The following is a 17,401-nucleotide window of genomic DNA, read 5'->3' as shown; positions in this document are numbered from 1 at the left end:
GCTGTCATGATTAATTCGCCACGCGTTTGTGTACAGGTTCAAAGTATGTATGTCGAGACACAGTCTATGCCCGAACAGGAGCGTTATGTCTTTGCTTATACTATTACCGTACGTAATCTCGGGCGGCATAACGTACAGCTGGTCGGGCGTTATTGGCTGATAACCAACGCCAACGGCAAGGAAACACAGGTCCAGGGCGAGGGCGTGGTCGGCGAGCAGCCGATCATCCTGCCCGGCAGCGAGTTTCAATATACCAGCGGGGCCATTCTCGAAACGCCTTTGGGCACGATGGAAGGCCACTATGAAATGCTGGATCATGAGGGGCAGTCTTTTCGTATTGCCATTCCCGTCTTTCGCTTAGCAATCCCAACACTTATACACTAATTATGTCGACATACTTAATCGGGGATATTCATGGCTGCTACGACGAGCTGACGTCACTGTTGTCCCAAGTGACCTTCAATCCCGCGGCGGATACCCTCTGGCTCACCGGCGATCTGGTGGCGCGCGGGCCCGCTTCGCTGGAAGTGTTGCGTTTTGTGCGCGAACTCGGCGACTGCGTGCGGATGGTGCTGGGCAATCATGATCTGCACCTGCTGGCGGTCTACGCCGGCATCAGCCGTAATAAACCCCGTGATCGTATTACCCCGTTGCTGGAAGCCCCCGACGCCGATACGCTGATCAACTGGCTGCGCCGGCAACCGGTGCTGCAGGTGGACGAAGAAAAAAAACTGGTGATGGCCCATGCCGGCATCACGCCGCAGTGGGATCTGGACACCGCCAAGACCTGCGCCCGGGAAGTGGAAGCGATACTCAGCAGCGACAGCTACCCGCTGTTTCTGGACGCTATGTACGGGGATATGCCCAGCAATTGGTCGCCCGAGCTAAGCGGCCTGGCGCGGCTGCGATTTAGCACCAATGCCCTGACCCGGATGCGCTACTGTTTCCCCAACGGCCAGCTGGACATGATTGCCAAGGATGCCCCCGGCAGCGCCCCTGCCCCGCTGCGGCCGTGGTTTATGATCCCGGGACCGGTGGCGGAGAACTACAGCATTGCCTTCGGTCACTGGGCGTCGCTTGAGGGTAAAGGCACGCCGGCGAATGTGTATGCGCTGGACACCGGCTGCTGCTGGGGCGGCCACCTGACCATGCTGCGCTGGGAAGATAAACGCTACTTTATCCAGCCCTCCAATCGCCAGGATGAGAGCGGCGTCGAGGCGACGTCGCTTATGTAAGGGGAGGGAATCAACGACCGGATGGCCGTTGATTCGGCGTTAACGCCGACGTCTGCGCTTAGCGGCGATCGAGTATTTCCCAGCAGAAACTGTGGCTGTTCTTCTCATCGGCATCGTGGAATTCGCTGAAAGTGGACTGCCACTGATCCGGTTCGTACTCCGGGAAATAGGTATCGCCGTCAATCTCGGCATCAATATGCGTCAGGTAAAGACGCGCGGCCTGCGGCAGGAAATGCGCATAGATCTTGCCGCCGCCAATCACCATCACTTCCTGTGCCTCACCGGCGGCGGCCAGGGCCTGTTCCGGCGTGGTCACCCAGGTGACGCGGTCGTCCGCCGCCGGATGGCGGCTAAGGACGATATTCAACCGCCCCGGCAGGGGCTGGCCGATGGATTCATAGGTACGCCTGCCCATGATCACCGGTTTATGCAGGGTATTGCGCTTAAACCAGGCCATATCGGCAGGCAGATGCCAGGGCATGGCGTTCTCAAGGCCAATCACGCGATCGACGGCCAGCGCGGCAATCAGGCTAATTTTCATATAAACTCTTACAAGCTGTCAAATTGCTGCCACTATACGGAAACTGCCGCCGACCGTCGAGCGCCTCGGCAGACGTCCATCACAAAATTCAGAAAGCGCCTAACACCTATACTCCCGGGCGTTTTCGGTATAGCCATAATCCCGGCAGCGACAACCCGATCGACAGCGCGCCGACAATAAAACCCGCCTTGAGGAATTGCGTAACCAGGATCGACATCAGCGCGTCGCTATAGCCTAAATGGGAAATTTCCACCGCCGCCACCATCGCGCTGTAGGCGGAGATGCCGGGAAACATGGGGATCACGGCCGCCACGGTAAACACCTTCGGGTGCGCCAGCAGCCAGCGCGACCAATGAATGCCGATGATGCCTATCAGGATCGCGGCCAGCAGGGAAGCCCATTCGATATTCATGCCGAAATGGATAAGCAACATGCGCGTTCCGTGGCCGATGGCCCCGAGCAGCGCGCAATAGCGCAGCGCTTTTACCGGCACGTTGAACACCATGGCGAAACCCAGGGCCGGTACGGCCGCCAGCAGCATATCCTCCAGTAACGCCAGCAACAGATTCATGACCATCCCCGGAAATCCCACACCGCCATCGCCAGGACAATACCGATGCAAATCGATAACGTCAGCAGGCTGGCCATGGTCCAGCGCGCCAGGCCGGTATTGACATGGCCCTTGAACATATCCGCCACCGCATTGATCAGCGGGAAACCCGGCACCAGCAGCAGGACGCTGGCCGGCATCGCCACCAGCGACGTGCCCTGGAACACCGGCAGCCGCATCAGCAGCCCCGAGGCGGAGGTGGCGACAAACGCGGTAATACAAAAATTGATCAGCGGATTCATTTGCCGGGCGGTCAACAGCTGGCGCACGTACATGGCCAGTCCGCTGGCAAACAGCGTCACGGCAAAGGCATCCCATCCCCCGCCATTCAGGCGGCTGAAACACCCGCAGGAGAGACCGACGATGATGACCATCAGCCAGCGGGGGTAGCGCATCGCTTTGATATTGGCCAGGCGTTTGGTCACGTCGGCGACATCCAGCAAACGATGCTCGGTCATAATGACGATATGCTGCACCTGCGTGACCACATGCATATTAATGCCGCGATCGTTATTTTTGCGCGTCGATGTCAGGCAAAAATCATTGATAATGGTGGTCAATACTATGGCATTGGCTGAAATAGAGCTTTCCACCCGCTGGACACCCAAAGCCCGCCCAAGGCGTGTCGACAACTGCTCCACGATCATGCTTTCCGCGCCATGCTGCAGCAGCAGGAGCGCGCATTCAATACACAGCCGGGTGATAACCCGCTGCTGATCTTGCGTTATTTCACTACCCATCGACATGCACCATACCCAACCACACTCCGATAACCCTACGCTTAATGGACGCTCTTTTCTTAACATGTAACAAAAACGGCGGCAAGCCATAATTATGCCATGACGAAAGCCATAATGTTCTAAATACCGGCGGGTGATATTCGCCGCGGGGCTTTTAAAAAATTAACTTAATATCTACATAAAATTAACTACCCCGGCAAACAATACTCCTCCGGCTTTCTCCTCAACGCCGATGCTGTACATGACACTGATCTACCGGCGCGTTTTAGGGTTTAGCATTTCGTGCTATCGGGCGTGTGGCGTTATCCCCCCGGCGTGGGCCGATCCACGCCTGCGCAGCGCCAAAGCCTGGATATTCCTCTTTCCGATATATGCAATAATTACGTATTATCATGCAGATGATCTTCTATGGGCATCCCGCGTTAAACAGCATTGGCGACCGCCCAAGGGACGGTAGCCTGGTCGATAATCCAATATCATGGGCGCTGAGGCGATTTAATCCTGTTTTGATGCCTTACCTGTACATGTCTTTAATCATATTCAACTGCTTAAATTTACGCACTCGTTTTTCAGATATTCCCCCCGCCAAAATGAAATGAATTATCATGCGGTCCATTTATTTCGTTTTAAAAAAGACAATCTTGCCGCCGCTGGATTTTTATTTTTAAAGCCTAAATAGCTGCCATAAAGAACCGCCATAATCATGAGATTGATCACAGAAAACGGCTCCATGGCCGATAGTATAGCGCCTGTCAGTTCGTTGCTTACCCACTAACAGGTAACCATAATGGAAAACAATAACCGGAAAATGGCGCATATACGCAGAGTGAGGCATTTAATGATGCCCCGATGCCGTGACTATTTCTCTTTCTCTTTTTTCTCTTTCAGATAAATTTCCCTTGGACATGGCACCCTCTTCTGCGGGACTGTCATTGCCGTCTCTCCATAGATAATACCGCCAGCCAGATGTTTTAACGCATCCTGACGGGCTGCTATTGTCCATGAACCGTACTGAACAGCATCCGGAAGATCTTCAGCCCGCCACGGCTGTGAGATGATGATTCGCCATGATTCTGGCCATCATTTTATTAATAGTACGGCAGGTACTATTACGCATCATTATGCTTAAAAAATAACTATGGGACTGTCGATTCCTATTTAACCGAAGGCAATCCTTTGTCCCTGTTCCAGGAGAATATAATAGAATGAAACCCTTGAAAATTGTCGCCAATGCCGCGGTAAAATCATGTTTTAACAGCGAAAGGGAGACGGTTGATATACTTAATACAGATTTTTCAGATATTGCGGCGGTAGTATTATCCTTATCAGAAACCCATGGCGGCGCCATTGACGCCATCAAACTTACCGGTCTCGACATCCCTATTTTTGTCGCCATCGGCTGCCACGAAGAGCTGGCGAATCATGACCTGACAAGGGTTAACGGCGTATTTGAGCTGGGCGACGGCAATGCCGATTTTTACGGCAAACAGGTGGAGTCCGCGGCGACAAAATATGAAAAAGAATTATTGCCGCCTTTCTTTTCCACGTTAAAGAAATATGTGGAAATGGGTAATTCCTCCTTTGCCTGCCCGGGTCATCAGGGCGGGCAGTTTTTCCGTAAGCATCCGGTGGGACGCCAGTTTTTTGATTTTTTCGGCGAAACGCTGTTCCGTGCGGATATGTGTAATGCCGACGTTAAGCTGGGCGATTTGTTAATTCATGAAGGCGCGCCCTGCGCGGCGCAACAGCATGCGGCCAAAGTCTTTAACGCCGATAAAACGTATTTTGTCCTTAACGGCACCTCGGCATCGAATAAAGTGGTGACCAATGCCCTGCTGGCGCGGGGCGACCTGGTACTGTTCGATCGCAATAATCATAAATCCGTTCATCACGGCGCCTTGATCCAGGCGGGCGCGACGCCCGTTTACCTGGAGACCGCCCGTAATCCGTTCGGTTTTATCGGCGGCATCGATGCCCACTGTTTCGAGGAGGATTATCTGCGCGCGCAAATTCGCCGCGTGGCCCCCGCACGCGCCGGCGAAACCCGGCCGTTCCGTCTGGCGGTTATCCAGTTGGGGACCTATGACGGCACGATATATAACGCGCGCCAGGTGGTGGATAAGATCGGCCATCTCTGCGATTACATCCTGTTTGATTCGGCCTGGGTCGGCTATGAACAGTTTATTCCCATGATGAAGGATTGTTCCCCGCTGCTGCTGGAGCTAAACGAAAACGATCCGGGCATTATCGTGACCCAGTCGGTGCATAAGCAGCAGGCCGGATTTTCCCAAACCTCGCAAATTCATAAAAAGGACCGGCATATCAAGGGGCAGGCGCGTTATTGCAATCATAAGCGCTTTAACAATGCCTTTATGCTGCATGCCTCCACCAGTCCTTTTTATCCGTTGTTCGCGGCGCTGGATGTCAATGCCAGGATGCATGCCGGCGAAAGCGGCCGACGCTTGTGGGCGGATTGTGTCGCCCTGGGCATCGAGACCCGAAAGATCCTGCTGAATACCTGCTCGATGATCAGGCCCTTTGTACCGGTAAGCGTGGAAGGGCGTCCCTGGCAGGATTTTGACACCGGCGAAATGGCGCAGGACCTGCGTTTCTTTAATTTCGTGCCCGGTGAAAAATGGCATGGGTTCGACGGATATGCGCCAAACCAGTATTTTGTCGATCCCTGCAAATTGCTGCTGACCACCCCCGGTATTGACACCGCCAGCGGCGAGTACGCCGATTTCGGCATCCCCGCGACCATCCTGGCCAACTTTCTGCGTGAAAACGGCATCGTGCCCGAGAAATGCGATCTGAACTCCATTCTGTTCCTGCTTACGCCGGCGGAAGATATGGCTAAAATGCAGCACCTGGTCGCCCAGATCGCCCGTTTTGAACGTTTTATACTGCAAGATGCGCCCTTATCCGACGTCCTGCCCGCCATTGTCGCCAGCCATGGACAACGCTACCAGGGTTATACCCTGCGACGCCTGTGCCAGGAAATGCATGACTTATATGTCAGTTACGACGTTAAACAACTGCAAAAGGACATGTTCCGCCAGGGGAACTTCCCGCGGGTGGCGATGAATCCGCAGGATGCCAACGGCGAGTTCGTGCGCGGTCATGTTGAACTGGTGCCGCTGAGCAAGGCGGAAGGCCGCATCGCCGCCGAGGGCGCGCTGCCCTACCCGCCGGGAGTGCTTTGCATGGTGCCCGGCGAAGTGTGGGGCGGCGCCGTGCAACGGTATTTCCTGGCGCTGGAGGAAGGCATCAATTTGCTGCCCGGCTTCTCGCCGGAGCTGCAGGGGGTTTATCTTGAGCGCGATCGGGATGGAATACAGCACGCCTATGGTTATGTCGTTAAACAATAAACAAAAAGGACCATGATCATGAATAAAACGAAAAATAAAATGGGCGTGGTGCAGCTCACCGTCCTGACCGCCGTGAATATGATGGGTTCCGGCATTATCATGCTGCCCACCAAACTGGCGGAGGTCGGGACCCTGTCCATTGTCTCCTGGCTGGTTACCGCCCTGGGGTCGATGGCGTTGGCCTACGCGTTCGCCAAATGCGGCATGTTCAGCCGCAAGCCCGGCGGGATGGGCGGCTATGCGGAATATGCCTTCGGCAAATCCGGTAACTTCATGGCCAATTACACCTATGGCGTTTCCCTGCTGATCGCCAATGTCGCCATTGCCATTTCAGCCGTTGGCTACGGTACGGAACTGGTGGGACAAACCCTCACGCCGCTTGGCATCTGCCTGGCCACCATCGTGGTGCTGTGGCTGGCCACCATGGCCAATTTTGGCGGCGCGCGCATTACCGGGAACATCAGCAGTATCACTATATGGGGCGTCATTATTCCAGTTGTTGGCATTTCCCTGATCGGGTGGTTTTGGTTTAGCGGCGCCGCCTACATGGCCGCCTGGAATCCCCATGCCATCCCCACTTTCGAGGCCATAGGCTCCTCCATCGCCATGACGCTTTGGGCGTTCCTGGGGCTGGAATCCGCCTGCGCCAATATGGACGTGGTGGAAAACCCGGAACGCAACGTGCCGATCGCCGTATTGGGCGGCACGCTCGGGGCAGCGGTTATCTATGTGGTCTCCACCAATGTTATCGCCGGCATCGTGCCCAACCTGGCGCTGGCGAATTCCACCGCGCCGTTCGGGCTGGCGTTTTCCTATATGTTTACGCCTTTCGTCGGCAAAATCATCATGGCGCTGATGATCATGTCATGCGTCGGTTCCCTGCTGGGCTGGCAGTTTACCATCGCCCAGGTCTTCAAATCCTCCGCCGACGCCGGCTATTTTCCCAAGGTGTTTTCCCACACGAATAAGGCGGACGCGCCGGTGAAAGGCATGCTTATCATCGTCGCCATCCAGACCGGTCTGTCGCTGATGACCATCAGCCCGTCGCTGAACAAACAGTTCAACGTGCTGGTGAACCTGGCGGTGGTCACCAACATTATTCCTTATATCCTGTCGATGGCGGCCACCGTGGTGATCCAGAAATCCGCGGGCCTGCCGCCGGCCAGGGCGCGAGTCACCAACGGCATCGCCTTTCTCGGCGCGCTATACAGCTTTTATGCGCTCTACAGCTCCGGGCAAGAGGCGATGATGTGGGGTGCGATCGTCACGTTCCTCGGCTGGACATTATACGGCATCATTTCGCCGCGCTTTGAAATGCCCGATGTTAAGCTTAACTGAACAAAGCAAGGCCAACCTAAGGGATAATTCATCATTATATTGGATGCTGATATGCAAACCATCAGTTACACCGCGCTGCGCAACAACCTGGCGCAAGCGCTTGAGTCCCTGGAACAAGGGCAAGTCCTGTGCGTTACCCGGCGCGGCCGGGCGGATGTGATCCTTAAAGGCGAAAATGGGGCAACACGCGGGCAAACGACGGAACCACCGTCCCGGACGGGAGGTTTTAGCTTCAGGATGGAGGATCTGCTGTAAACGCCGGCGGCGGCGCGGCGTTCTCCCGGCAACGGGATCGCGCCCGTCCCGCCGCGTTCCTGCGCTGCCGCGATACGGTACATAAGTGCTGAACCAAATCGAGGGTGCGCTTCCCCTGCGCCAGCGTTATCCTGTAGCGCTTACTGGTTGATTGCCGAGTCCGTCATGTTAGAAACCTCACTGTTTGTCGCCTCCATCGCCACCCTTGGCATGCTTTCTCCCGGCCCCGACTTTTTCCTGGTGATCAGGAATGCCGCCCGCTATCGCAAACGGGCCGCCATGATGACATCCCTTGGTGTGATCTGCGGCGTCGCCACCCATATGTCGTATTGCGTCGCCGGACTGGCAGTGCTGATTACCACCACACCCTGGCTGTTTAACCTGCTGAAATACGCCGGCGCCGGATATTTGATCTGGATCGGCATCCAGGCGCTGCTATCCCGCGGCGCCGGCAGAATAAGCCTCAACGATGCCCCGCATCAGCCGGTAAGCCTGAAAACCGCTTTTATCCAGGGCTATTTGAATAACTTACTCAATCCGAAGGCCACACTGTTTTTCCTGGCGGTGTTTACCCAAGTGCTGCAGGTGCAATCGGACGTTGCCGAAAAACTCTGGTACGCGGGTATTATCCTGTTGCTGGCGCTGGTCTGGTGGCCGCTGCTGGTGCTATTAATCCAAAGCGGTCCCGTGCGCCGCGCCCTCGCCAAAACGCAAAAATTGGTGGACAAGCTGCTGGGCGGGGTGCTGATTGCCCTGGGAATCAAGGTCGCCCTGGGATAAAAAAATCGGGACGCTCCTGGAGCGTCCCGCACGGATAAGCGTATTTTGCCGCCGTATCCCGGCCACGCGCCTGGCCAGGATATGGCGCTATGCCGCTATCCCTTCAGCATCGCATGCATTTCCTGAACTGAAATCACGCGTTCGGTGGGGTCCGAGTTTAGCGCCATGGCGGTGGCGAAGCCGCCGTTCATGGTGGTGTCGTAGTGCACTTTATACTGCAGCGCGCTGCGGCGGATAAGCTTCGAGTCCGCGATTGCCTGGCGTCCGGCGGTGGTATTGACGATATAGGTATATTCGCCGTTTTTAATGCGGTCCTGGATATGCGGCCGCCCTTCATGCACTTTATTCACCAGCCGGGGATTGATTCCCGCTTCGCCCAATATCACCGCGGTGCCGTGCGTGGCATCCAGTTCAAAGCCGTGCTTGAGCAGTTTCGCCGCCAAATCCACTACCCGGCCCTTGTCGCCGGCGCGCACCGACAGCAGCGCCCGGCCGGATTTTTTCATGCGGGACTGGCTGCCGAGCATGGCTTTGGCGAAGGCTTCGGCAAAGGTGCGGCCCACGCCCATCACCTCGCCGGTGGAGCGCATTTCCGGCCCCAGGATGGGGTCGACGCCGGGGAATTTATTAAACGGCAGCACCACTTCCTTGACCGAGTAATACGGCGGGATAACCTCTTTGGTAATGCCCTGGTCGGCCAGCGATTGCCCCACCATCACCCGGGCGGCAACCTTCGCCAGCGGCACGCCGGTGGCTTTGGAAACAAACGGCACCGTACGCGCGGCGCGCGGATTGACCTCGATCAGATAGACTTCATTGGCCTTAACCGCGAACTGCACGTTCATCAGCCCGCGCACCCGCAGTTCAAACGCCAGTTGCTCGACCTGCCGGCGCATCACGTCCTGTATTTCCTGGCTAAGGGTATAGGCCGGCAGCGAACAGGCTGAATCGCCGGAGTGCACGCCTGCCTGCTCGATATGTTCCATAATGCCGCCAATCAGCACCTGCTGGCCGTCGCAGATGGCGTCCACGTCCACTTCCACCGCGTCGTCAAGGAAACGGTCCAGCAGCACCGGCGCGTCATTGGAGACGCTGACGGCGGTCTGGAAGTAGCGCAGCAAATCGACATCGTCGTTGACGATTTCCATCGCCCTGCCGCCCAGTACATAGGAAGGACGCACCACCAGCGGATAACCGATGGTCGCCGCCTTCTCCACCGCCTGGTCGATGGTGGTCACCGTGGCGTTGGCCGGCTGCTTGAGTCCCAGGCGTTCCACCGCCTGCTGGAAGCGCTCGCGATCTTCGGCGCGGTCAATGGAATCGGGGCTGGTGCCGATAATCGGCACGCCCGCCGCTTCAAGCTCCCGGGCCAGTTTCAGCGGGGTCTGGCCGCCGTACTGGACAATCACCCCTTTCGGCTGCTCGATGCGCACGATTTCCAGCACATCTTCAAGCGTAACGGGTTCAAAATAAAGGCGATCGGACGTGTCGTAATCGGTGGAGACCGTCTCCGGGTTACAGTTGACCATAATGGTCTCGTAACCGTCCTCGCGCAGCGCCAGCGAGGCGTGGACGCAGCAGTAGTCGAACTCGATGCCCTGGCCGATACGGTTTGGCCCGCCGCCCAGCACCATGATTTTTTCCCGGTCGCGGCTGGGATTGGATTCGCACTCTTCGTCATAGGTGGAGTACATGTAGGCGGTATCGGTGGCGAATTCCGCGGCGCAGGTATCGACCCGTTTATAGACCGGATGCAGGTTGTACTCTTCGCGCAGTTTGCGAATCTCCCCCTCCGACACGCCGGCAAGCGTCGCCAGGCGGGCATCGGCAAAGCCCTTGCGCTTCAGCTGGCGCAGGAATTCGGCGTCCAGCGCGCCGACGCCCTTCTCCGCCACCACGTTTTCAAGCGTGACCAGCTCTTCTATCTGCACCAGGAACCAGCGGTCGATATTGGTCAGGTTAAAGACGCCGTCCACCGACAGCCCGGCGCGGAAAGCATCGGCGATATACCAGATGCGATCGCAGCCGGCGTCTTTGAGTTCGCGGCGGATCTTGGTCAGCGCTTCCGGGTCGTCCAGGCTGACCTTGGGGTCAAAACCGGTGACGCCCACCTCCAGACCGCGCAGGGCTTTTTGCAGCGATTCCTGTTGCGTGCGGCCGATGGCCATCACCTCGCCCACCGACTTCATCTGCGTGGTCAGGCGGTCATTGGCGCCGGCGAACTTCTCGAAGTTAAAGCGCGGAATTTTCGTGACGACGTAGTCAATGGACGGCTCGAACGAGGCGGGCGTGCGTCCGCCGGTGATATCGTTCATCAGTTCATCGAGGGTATACCCCACCGCCAGCTTGGCGGCCACCTTGGCAATCGGGAAACCGGTGGCCTTGGAGGCCAGGGCCGAGGAGCGGGAAACCCGCGGGTTCATTTCGATGATAATCAGCCGGCCGTTTTTAGGGTTTACCGAAAACTGCACGTTCGAGCCGCCGGTTTCCACGCCGATTTCACGCAATACCGCCATCGAGGCGTTACGCATGATTTGGTATTCTTTATCGGTCAGGGTTTGCGCCGGCGCCACGGTAATGGAATCGCCGGTATGGATGCCCATGGCGTCAATATTTTCAATCGAGCACACGATAATGCAGTTATCGTTTTTATCGCGCACCACCTCCATCTCGTACTCTTTCCAGCCAATCAGCGACTCATCGATCAGCAGCTCGGTGGTGGGTGACAGATCGAGGCCGCGTTCGCAGATTTCCTCGAACTCCTCGCGGTTGTAGGCAATGCCGCCGCCCGACCCGCCCATGGTAAACGACGGACGGATAATGCAGGGGAAACCTACGTCCGCCGCCACCGCCAGCGCCTCTTCCATATTGTGGGCAAAACCGGAGCGCGCGGTCTCAAGACCGATTTTTTTCATCGCCTTATCAAAACGCTGCCGGTCTTCCGCTTTGTCGATGGCATCGGCGGTGGCGCCAATCATGGTGACGCCAAACTCCGCCAGAACGCCTTCGCGCTCCAGGTCCAGCGCGCAGTTCAGCGCGGTTTGCCCGCCCATGGTCGGCAGGATGGCGTCGGGGCGTTCTTTTTCGATGATTTTACGCACCACTTCCCAATGGATAGGCTCGATATAAGTGGCATCCGCCATATCGGGATCGGTCATGATGGTGGCCGGGTTGGAGTTCACCAGCACCACGCGGTAGCCTTCCTCACGCAGGGCCTTGCACGCCTGCGCGCCGGAGTAATCGAACTCGCACGCCTGGCCGATGACAATCGGGCCGGCGCCCAGAATCAGGATACTGGATATATCTGTACGTTTTGGCATGGTCTTGCTCCTGATTATTTTGCCTGGGAACGGTAAGTCTTGATCAACTCGATAAAATGGTCGAACAGCGGCGCGGCGTCATGCGGGCCGGGGCTGGCTTCCGGATGCCCCTGGAAACAGAACGCCGGCTTATCCGTGCGGTGCAATCCCTGCAACGAACCGTCGAACAGCGAGGTATGCGTGACGCGCAGATTCGCCGGCAGCGTGGTTTCATCCACCGCAAAACCGTGGTTCTGGGCGGTAATCATGACCCGGTTGGCGTCAATATCCTTTACCGGGTGGTTGCCGCCGTGGTGGCCGAACTTCATTTTGACGGTCTTGGCGCCGCTGGCCAGGGCCAGCAGTTGGTGGCCGAGACAGATGCCGAAGATCGGCGTCTCGGTCTCGAGAAAGGTTTTGATGGCGGCGATGGCGTAATCGCAGGGTTCGGGATCGCCCGGGCCGTTGGCGAGGAAGATGCCGTCGGGATCCATCGCCAGGACGACGTCGGCCGGCGTCTGCGCCGGCACCACCGTCAGGCGGCAGCCGCGATCCACCAGCATACGCATGATATTGCGTTTGATGCCGAAATCGTACGCCACCACATGGTAGGGCAGCGCGTCCGGCGCGGCCGGCGCAGGCAGGCCGGCATGCAACGCCCAACTGCCCTGGGTCCAGCTGTATTGCTCGGCGGTGCTGACTTCCCTGGCCAGATCCATGCCCTTCAGTCCCGGGAATTCGCGCGCTTTTTGCAAGGCCAGCGCCGCGTCAGGCGCGTCGCCGGCGATAATGCAGCCGTTCTGGGCGCCTTTTTCGCGCAATAGGCGGGTAAGTTTGCGGGTATCGATATCGGCGATACCGACGATATTATTTTGCTTGAGGTAGTCCGACAGGGAACCGGTACTGCGAAAATTACTGGCGATAAGCGGCAAATCGCGTATGACCAACCCTTGGGCCTGGATGCGGGACGATTCTTCATCTGCTTCGTTGGTGCCGACATTGCCGATATGGGGATAAGTGAGAGTAACGATTTGGCGGGAATAGGAAGGATCGGTGAGGATTTCTTGATAGCCGGTCATCGATGTATTGAAGACCACTTCCCCCACTGCCGTTCCCGCTGCCCCAATGGCCCGACCGTGGAATTGGGTTCCGTCTTCCAGAACCAACAGCGCTGACTTTATCAAAACACCCTCCAAGGAATATTCAGTCATTGTATTTGCATATTAATTCAGATTTAACGATCTTAATCAATGCAAAAAACACCTTCAAGGTAGATTTTCGGCAAATTGGGCGCATTTTAATGATGAGCTGGTCATTTGTCCACCCCGGGCTGATGTTTTTTACTAAATAATGGCAATTAAGCCGGTTACACACCTTGAAACCGCTAAAAAGCACTCATTTAGGGCATGAGTAACCGGTTGCGTGGCCAGAAATTTGTTAAAAGGAACCGGCGCAGGCGCGAAAGCGCAATAATCAGCCCAGAATGGCAATCACCAAGAAAAATAACCGCTGAAAGCCAAACTTAAAGCCATTTGGCCTTCCATTTCCATTGAAAACGATTTTTTTAGAGATAATTCCAATAAAATAAAATTATCTCTATTTAATCAGAGTGATAAAATGGCAGACTTCAGGTGGCAGTAAAAAATAGAGTTATAAACTTGCCAGATCCAGCACATCCGCCATGGTATAAAGGCCCGCTTTCTGCGCTTTCAGCCATATTGCCGCCCTGACCGCGCCATTGGCAAAGGTCATACGGCTGGAAGCCTTATGGGTAATCTCAATACGTTCGCCGTTATCGGCAAACATCGCGGTATGTTCGCCGACAATGTCCCCGGCGCGTATGGCGGCGAAGCCGATGGAATGGGGCACACGCTCGCCGGTATGGCCCTCGCGACTGTATACGGCGCAGTCCTTGAGGTTGCGGCCCAGCGCCCCGGCGATGGTTTCCCCCATGGCAAGCGCGGTGCCAGAAGGCGCGTCCACCTTGTGACGGTGGTGCGCCTCGATGATCTCGATGTCGCAATAGTCGCCCATAACCCTGGCGGCCTTATCCAGTAATTTCAGCATAACGTTGACCCCCACGCTGAAATTAGCGGCAAAGACAATGCCGATCTGCCCGGCGGCTTGCCCGATTCGCGCCTTCTGCCCCTCGTCAAAACCGGTAGTGCCGATAATCATGCCTTTGCCATGCAGCCGACAAAATTCCATATGCGTCAGGGTGCCTTCCGGCCGGGTAAAATCGATAAAGATATCAAAGTCATCTTTAATGGCTTCCAGGCTGTCGCCGACCCTTATCCCCAACGCGCCTTGCCCGGCCAACTCCCCCGCGTCCGCGCCAATCAGGCTTGAGCCGGCGCGCTCGAGCGCCGCCCCCAGGCACGCCTGTTCCGATTGCAGTACCGCCTGGATCAGTTGGCGGCCCATACGGCCGCCCGCACCGGCGATGGCGATGCGAACTGGTGTTACGCTCATAGACACTCTCTGTTGGTTGGCATGATAAAATCAGTTTAGGGTAACCGCCGTCCCGGATTGCCGCCAGCGGATTTCCCCTGGAATTAGCATTATATGTCAGAAGCCGGCTTTCATCAGTCACGGCAATGGACCGGGCCGGGTGCGGCCGCAGCGCGGGAGAAATGAATGTTTATTCATCTCCGGGCCGGTGCCGGGCGCGGATGATCCGGCGCGAAGCGGCTATACTGGATATCTACAGCCGAACACTCGCCACGGAGAGACAGGATGAGTCCTTTTTTTACCTCAACAATCCAGGCCATTGGGGATTATCGCGCCGCCCTGGGCGAAACGCCGGTCTGGTGCAGCCGTAGCCAATCGCTGCTGTGGGTAGATATTTTGCAACAGCGCCTGTTGCGCTATTGGCCCTCCCGGGGATACGTCGAACAGCGCCGGTTGGATTGTCTGTTCAGCGCGGCGCTGCCGACCGAGCGGGAAGAGCAGTTCCTGATCGTGGCGCAGCAGGGCATACTGCTTTATCACTATGAAAAGAGCAGCGCCGGCCGGGATACCCCACGCCTTGAGCTCCTGTGCCCCTACCCGGCCGACGCCGCCGGCACCCGGCCAAACGAGGCGGCCATCGCCCCCGACGGCTCATTATGGTTTAGCACCATGGACCTGGCGGAAGAGCGTCCTATCGGCGGCTGGTACCGCTTTGCCGCCGGCGAAGCGCGGCCGCGGAGCATGATGGGCCATGTCACCATCCCCAATACCCTGGCGTGGCATGGCGACCGGGTGTGGTTTGCCGACAGCGCCGAAAAGCGGTTTTACGCCAGCGACGCCGCCGCCATCAATACCGCCCGCCTGCGGGTATTCGATGCCGGAGACAAGACCCCCGACGGTTCGGCGCTGACCGCGGCCGGAGAACTGATCAACGCGCGCTTCGGCCATGGCTGCCTGAGCCGCTACGCCATCGGCGATGGCGAACTGACGCTAATCGAGGATCTGCCGTTACCGGTACGCCAACCGAGCTGCTGTGCTTTCGGCGGCCCCGGGCGTAATGAATTATTTATCACCAGCGCCGGCAAAAATCTCGATCCTCCCGGCGCGCTCGACGGCGCGTTGCTGCATGTTTATACCAGCGCCGTCGGCGCCCCGGAATACCGGTTCAGACTGTAGAACAGGGATAAAAAACCGGCACATCCCATTGAATACGATCAATTTGACTGCCGCCAAATTGATCGATCGCCAAAAGGGATTTGAAGCCCCTCTCTTGCACGTACCGGGGCACGATAAGAACAGGTTTACCGCGTCGCCGCATCAAACCGCCGCGGGCGACTGGAAATGTCATTTACAGGGCATGCGGCGCAAGCAAAAGCCGGTCTTACTCCACCACCCTCACATTCACCCGCAGCTCCTTCGGCACCTCGAACACAATATTCTCCTCGCGCCCGATCAGTTCCTCCGCCCCCTCGCCACCGAGCCCCTGCAGACGCGCAATCACCTCCCGCACCAGAATATCCGGCGCGGAAGCGCCGGCGGTTACCCCGATGGTATCGATACCCTGCAGCCAGCTTTCCTGGATATCCGCCGCGGTATCGATAAGATAGGCCGGTTTGCCCACCCGCTGGGCCAGCTCGGCCAGCCGGTTGGAGTTAGACGAGTTTTTCGAGCCGACCACCAGCACCACGTCAGCATCGGCGGCCAGCTCGCGCACCGCTTCCTGGCGGTTGGTGGTGGCATAACAGATATCGTCTTTACGCGGTCCGATAATCAACGGAAACCGTTCGCGCAGCGCGTCGATAACATCCGAGGTATCGTCCACCGACAGCGTGGTCTGGGTCATAAAGCACAGGTTGGCATCGTCCTTCACCCGCAGTTTCCAGACATCCTTGGGCGACTCCACCAGGTACATGCCGCCGTTGGGGTTATTGTATTGCCCCATGGTGCCTTCGACCTCCGGATGCCCGGCGTGACCAATCAAAATGGCTTCCGTTCCTTTACGGCTGGCGCGCGCCACTTCCATATGCACCTTGGTCACCAGCGGGCAGGTCGCGTCGAATACCGTCAAATCGCGGTTTTTCGCCTCGGCGCGCACCGCCTGCGATACGCCGTGGGCCGAGAAAATCAGGATAGAGCCGTCGGGCACTTCGTCAATTTGCTCGATAAAAATGGCGCCGCTGGCGCGCAGCGACTCCACCACATAGCGGTTGTGCACCACTTCGTGACGCACGTAGATCGGCGCGCCGTAAATCTCCAGCGCGCGTTCGACAATACTGATGGCCCGGTCGACACCGGCGCAAAAACCCCGCGGGTTAGCCAGTAAGATGCGCATGTTTATCCTCCTGCTGCGGATCAATTGCCAATACGTCGATATCGAAATAGACCGTGCGGCCCGCCAGCGGATGGTTAAAATCCACGGTGATCGACTCCTCGGCCACGTCACGAATCAATCCGGGCATTTCATTACCGCTGATGGCGGTAAACAGCATAATGGTGCCCACGTCGGGCACGCCGGTTTCGATAAAATCCCGGCGGGAAAAAAACTGGATCAAATCCGGATTAACCGGCCCGAACGCCGACTCCGGCGCCAGGGAAAACGATTTTTTATCCCCCACGCGCAGCCCGAGCAACGACTGTTCAAGGGCCGGTGAAAGGCTATCATCGCCAAGACGGAACAGCGCCGGTTTATTTTCGCGCCGGGTGGATTCGGCAATGGTGCCATCCTCGAGTTTAAGGTCGAAATGCACCAGCACCGCGCTGTCGGACTGCACCTGTTCGGACATG

The 17,401-nt window shown here is 57.2% G+C and carries 16 protein-coding genes; 8 read left to right on the top strand and 8 right to left on the bottom strand.

Going from position 1 to position 17,401, the window contains the following annotated elements; translation table 11 throughout:
• Positions 1 to 6: 6 nt before the first annotated feature.
• Entirely contained in the window at positions 7 to 384 is a 378-nt protein-coding gene (gene apaG, locus ACL2XQ_RS03570) for a Co2+/Mg2+ efflux protein ApaG (protein WP_410016447.1), read from the top strand.
• Positions 385 to 386: 2 nt separating this feature from the next.
• Complete coding sequence (gene apaH / locus ACL2XQ_RS03565) at positions 387 to 1,235, top strand: bis(5'-nucleosyl)-tetraphosphatase (symmetrical) ApaH (protein WP_410016448.1); 849 nt, start codon at positions 387 to 389, stop codon at positions 1,233 to 1,235.
• A 58-nt stretch (positions 1,236 to 1,293) separates the two neighbouring features.
• Here the strand turns inward: apaH and folA are convergent, their stop codons facing one another.
• The 3 genes from folA to ACL2XQ_RS03550 all read right to left on the bottom strand — a co-directional run bounded on the left by folA (position 1,294) and on the right by ACL2XQ_RS03550 (position 3,132).
• On the bottom strand, positions 1,294 to 1,776 hold the full coding sequence (gene folA / locus ACL2XQ_RS03560) for a type 3 dihydrofolate reductase (RefSeq protein WP_410016449.1): 483 nt from the start codon (positions 1,774 to 1,776) through the stop codon (positions 1,294 to 1,296).
• A gap of 106 nt (positions 1,777 to 1,882) precedes the next feature.
• Positions 1,883 to 2,347, bottom strand: coding sequence for a threonine/serine exporter (locus ACL2XQ_RS03555; RefSeq protein WP_410016450.1), 465 nt, complete (start codon positions 2,345 to 2,347; stop codon positions 1,883 to 1,885).
• The gene (locus ACL2XQ_RS03550; protein ID WP_410016451.1) at positions 2,344 to 3,132 is read right to left on the bottom strand and encodes a threonine/serine exporter ThrE family protein; all 789 of its coding nucleotides are present in this window, start codon (positions 3,130 to 3,132) and stop codon (positions 2,344 to 2,346) included. The genes ACL2XQ_RS03555 and ACL2XQ_RS03550 overlap by 4 nt, the downstream gene beginning before the upstream one ends.
• Before the next feature lie 781 nt (positions 3,133 to 3,913).
• Here ACL2XQ_RS03550 and speFL point away from each other — a divergent pair.
• The 5 genes from speFL (at position 3,914) to ACL2XQ_RS03525 (ending at position 8,867) form a co-directional block, all read left to right on the top strand.
• A complete protein-coding gene (speFL, locus tag ACL2XQ_RS03545; RefSeq protein WP_331123029.1) occupies positions 3,914 to 4,018 on the top strand; it encodes a leader peptide SpeFL in 105 nt (34 codons plus the stop codon).
• Between the two features lie 313 nt (positions 4,019 to 4,331).
• The gene (gene speF / locus ACL2XQ_RS03540; protein WP_410016452.1) at positions 4,332 to 6,494 is read left to right on the top strand and encodes an ornithine decarboxylase SpeF; all 2,163 of its coding nucleotides are present in this window, start codon (positions 4,332 to 4,334) and stop codon (positions 6,492 to 6,494) included.
• Positions 6,495 to 6,512: 18 nt separating this feature from the next.
• The gene (potE, locus tag ACL2XQ_RS03535) at positions 6,513 to 7,832 is read left to right on the top strand and encodes a putrescine-ornithine antiporter (RefSeq protein WP_410016453.1); all 1,320 of its coding nucleotides are present in this window, start codon (positions 6,513 to 6,515) and stop codon (positions 7,830 to 7,832) included.
• A 51-nt stretch (positions 7,833 to 7,883) separates the two neighbouring features.
• Entirely contained in the window at positions 7,884 to 8,087 is a 204-nt protein-coding gene (locus tag ACL2XQ_RS03530) for a type II toxin-antitoxin system Phd/YefM family antitoxin (protein ID WP_410016454.1), read from the top strand.
• A gap of 165 nt (positions 8,088 to 8,252) precedes the next feature.
• Positions 8,253 to 8,867 carry a LysE family translocator gene (locus ACL2XQ_RS03525; protein WP_410016455.1) on the top strand — a complete coding sequence of 205 codons (615 nt, stop codon included), beginning with the start codon at positions 8,253 to 8,255 and terminating at the stop codon, positions 8,865 to 8,867.
• 95 nt (positions 8,868 to 8,962) lie between these two features.
• Here ACL2XQ_RS03525 and carB read toward each other — a convergent pair whose 3' ends face one another.
• The 3 genes from carB to dapB all read right to left on the bottom strand — a co-directional run bounded on the left by carB (position 8,963) and on the right by dapB (position 14,638).
• Positions 8,963 to 12,187 carry a carbamoyl-phosphate synthase large subunit gene (gene carB / locus ACL2XQ_RS03520; protein ID WP_410016456.1) on the bottom strand — a complete coding sequence of 1,075 codons (3,225 nt, stop codon included), beginning with the start codon at positions 12,185 to 12,187 and terminating at the stop codon, positions 8,963 to 8,965.
• A gap of 14 nt (positions 12,188 to 12,201) precedes the next feature.
• Positions 12,202 to 13,350, bottom strand: coding sequence for a glutamine-hydrolyzing carbamoyl-phosphate synthase small subunit (carA, locus tag ACL2XQ_RS03515; RefSeq protein ID WP_410016457.1), 1,149 nt, complete (start codon positions 13,348 to 13,350; stop codon positions 12,202 to 12,204).
• Between the two features lie 466 nt (positions 13,351 to 13,816).
• Positions 13,817 to 14,638, bottom strand: coding sequence for a 4-hydroxy-tetrahydrodipicolinate reductase (dapB, locus tag ACL2XQ_RS03510; RefSeq protein WP_413727163.1), 822 nt, complete (start codon positions 14,636 to 14,638; stop codon positions 13,817 to 13,819).
• A 264-nt stretch (positions 14,639 to 14,902) separates the two neighbouring features.
• Here dapB and ACL2XQ_RS03505 point away from each other — a divergent pair, with 264 nt between their 5' ends.
• Positions 14,903 to 15,793 (top strand): SMP-30/gluconolactonase/LRE family protein, encoded by an 891-nt coding sequence (locus tag ACL2XQ_RS03505; protein ID WP_410016459.1) that lies wholly within the window; start codon positions 14,903 to 14,905, stop codon positions 15,791 to 15,793.
• A gap of 205 nt (positions 15,794 to 15,998) precedes the next feature.
• Here the strand turns inward: ACL2XQ_RS03505 and ispH are convergent, their stop codons facing one another.
• Positions 15,999 to 16,949, bottom strand: coding sequence for a 4-hydroxy-3-methylbut-2-enyl diphosphate reductase (gene ispH, locus ACL2XQ_RS03500; protein ID WP_410016460.1), 951 nt, complete (start codon positions 16,947 to 16,949; stop codon positions 15,999 to 16,001).
• Positions 16,930 to 17,400, bottom strand: coding sequence for an FKBP-type peptidyl-prolyl cis-trans isomerase (gene fkpB / locus ACL2XQ_RS03495; RefSeq protein ID WP_410016461.1), 471 nt, complete (start codon positions 17,398 to 17,400; stop codon positions 16,930 to 16,932). Before fkpB ends, ispH begins: the two co-directional genes overlap by 20 nt.
• Between the last annotated feature and the right edge of the window lies 1 nt (position 17,401).

It is taken from the genome of Sodalis sp. RH14, assembly GCF_047324285.1.
GTDB lineage: Bacteria > Pseudomonadota > Gammaproteobacteria > Enterobacterales > Enterobacteriaceae > Acerihabitans.
Note: the sequence above shows the minus strand (reverse complement) of the source record. Positions and strands in the feature narration are given on the sequence as shown.

Bases quoted from the DNA above. Each gene is read 5' to 3' on its own strand.
- apaG (WP_410016447.1), top strand. From the start codon at position 7: ATGATTAATTCGCCACGCGTTTGTGTACAGGTTCAAAGTATGTATGTC.
- speF (WP_410016452.1), top strand. From the start codon at position 4,332: ATGAAACCCTTGAAAATTGTCGCCAATGCCGCGGTAAAATCATGTTTT.
- fkpB (WP_410016461.1), bottom strand. From the start codon at position 17,400: ATGTCCGAACAGGTGCAGTCCGACAGCGCGGTGCTGGTGCATTTCGAC.
- ispH (WP_410016460.1), bottom strand. From the start codon at position 16,949: ATGCGCATCTTACTGGCTAACCCGCGGGGTTTTTGCGCCGGTGTCGAC.
- ACL2XQ_RS03555 (WP_410016450.1), bottom strand. From the start codon at position 2,347: ATGAATCTGTTGCTGGCGTTACTGGAGGATATGCTGCTGGCGGCCGTA.
- carB (WP_410016456.1), bottom strand. From the start codon at position 12,187: ATGCCAAAACGTACAGATATATCCAGTATCCTGATTCTGGGCGCCGGC.
- speFL (WP_331123029.1), top strand. From the start codon at position 3,914: ATGGAAAACAATAACCGGAAAATGGCGCATATACGCAGAGTGAGGCAT.
- folA (WP_410016449.1), bottom strand. From the start codon at position 1,776: ATGAAAATTAGCCTGATTGCCGCGCTGGCCGTCGATCGCGTGATTGGC.
- apaH (WP_410016448.1), top strand. From the start codon at position 387: ATGTCGACATACTTAATCGGGGATATTCATGGCTGCTACGACGAGCTG.
- potE (WP_410016453.1), top strand. From the start codon at position 6,513: ATGAATAAAACGAAAAATAAAATGGGCGTGGTGCAGCTCACCGTCCTG.
- ACL2XQ_RS03550 (WP_410016451.1), bottom strand. From the start codon at position 3,132: ATGTCGATGGGTAGTGAAATAACGCAAGATCAGCAGCGGGTTATCACC.
- ACL2XQ_RS03505 (WP_410016459.1), top strand. From the start codon at position 14,903: ATGAGTCCTTTTTTTACCTCAACAATCCAGGCCATTGGGGATTATCGC.
- ACL2XQ_RS03530 (WP_410016454.1), top strand. From the start codon at position 7,884: ATGCAAACCATCAGTTACACCGCGCTGCGCAACAACCTGGCGCAAGCG.
- dapB (WP_413727163.1), bottom strand. From the start codon at position 14,638: ATGAGCGTAACACCAGTTCGCATCGCCATCGCCGGTGCGGGCGGCCGT.
- ACL2XQ_RS03525 (WP_410016455.1), top strand. From the start codon at position 8,253: ATGTTAGAAACCTCACTGTTTGTCGCCTCCATCGCCACCCTTGGCATG.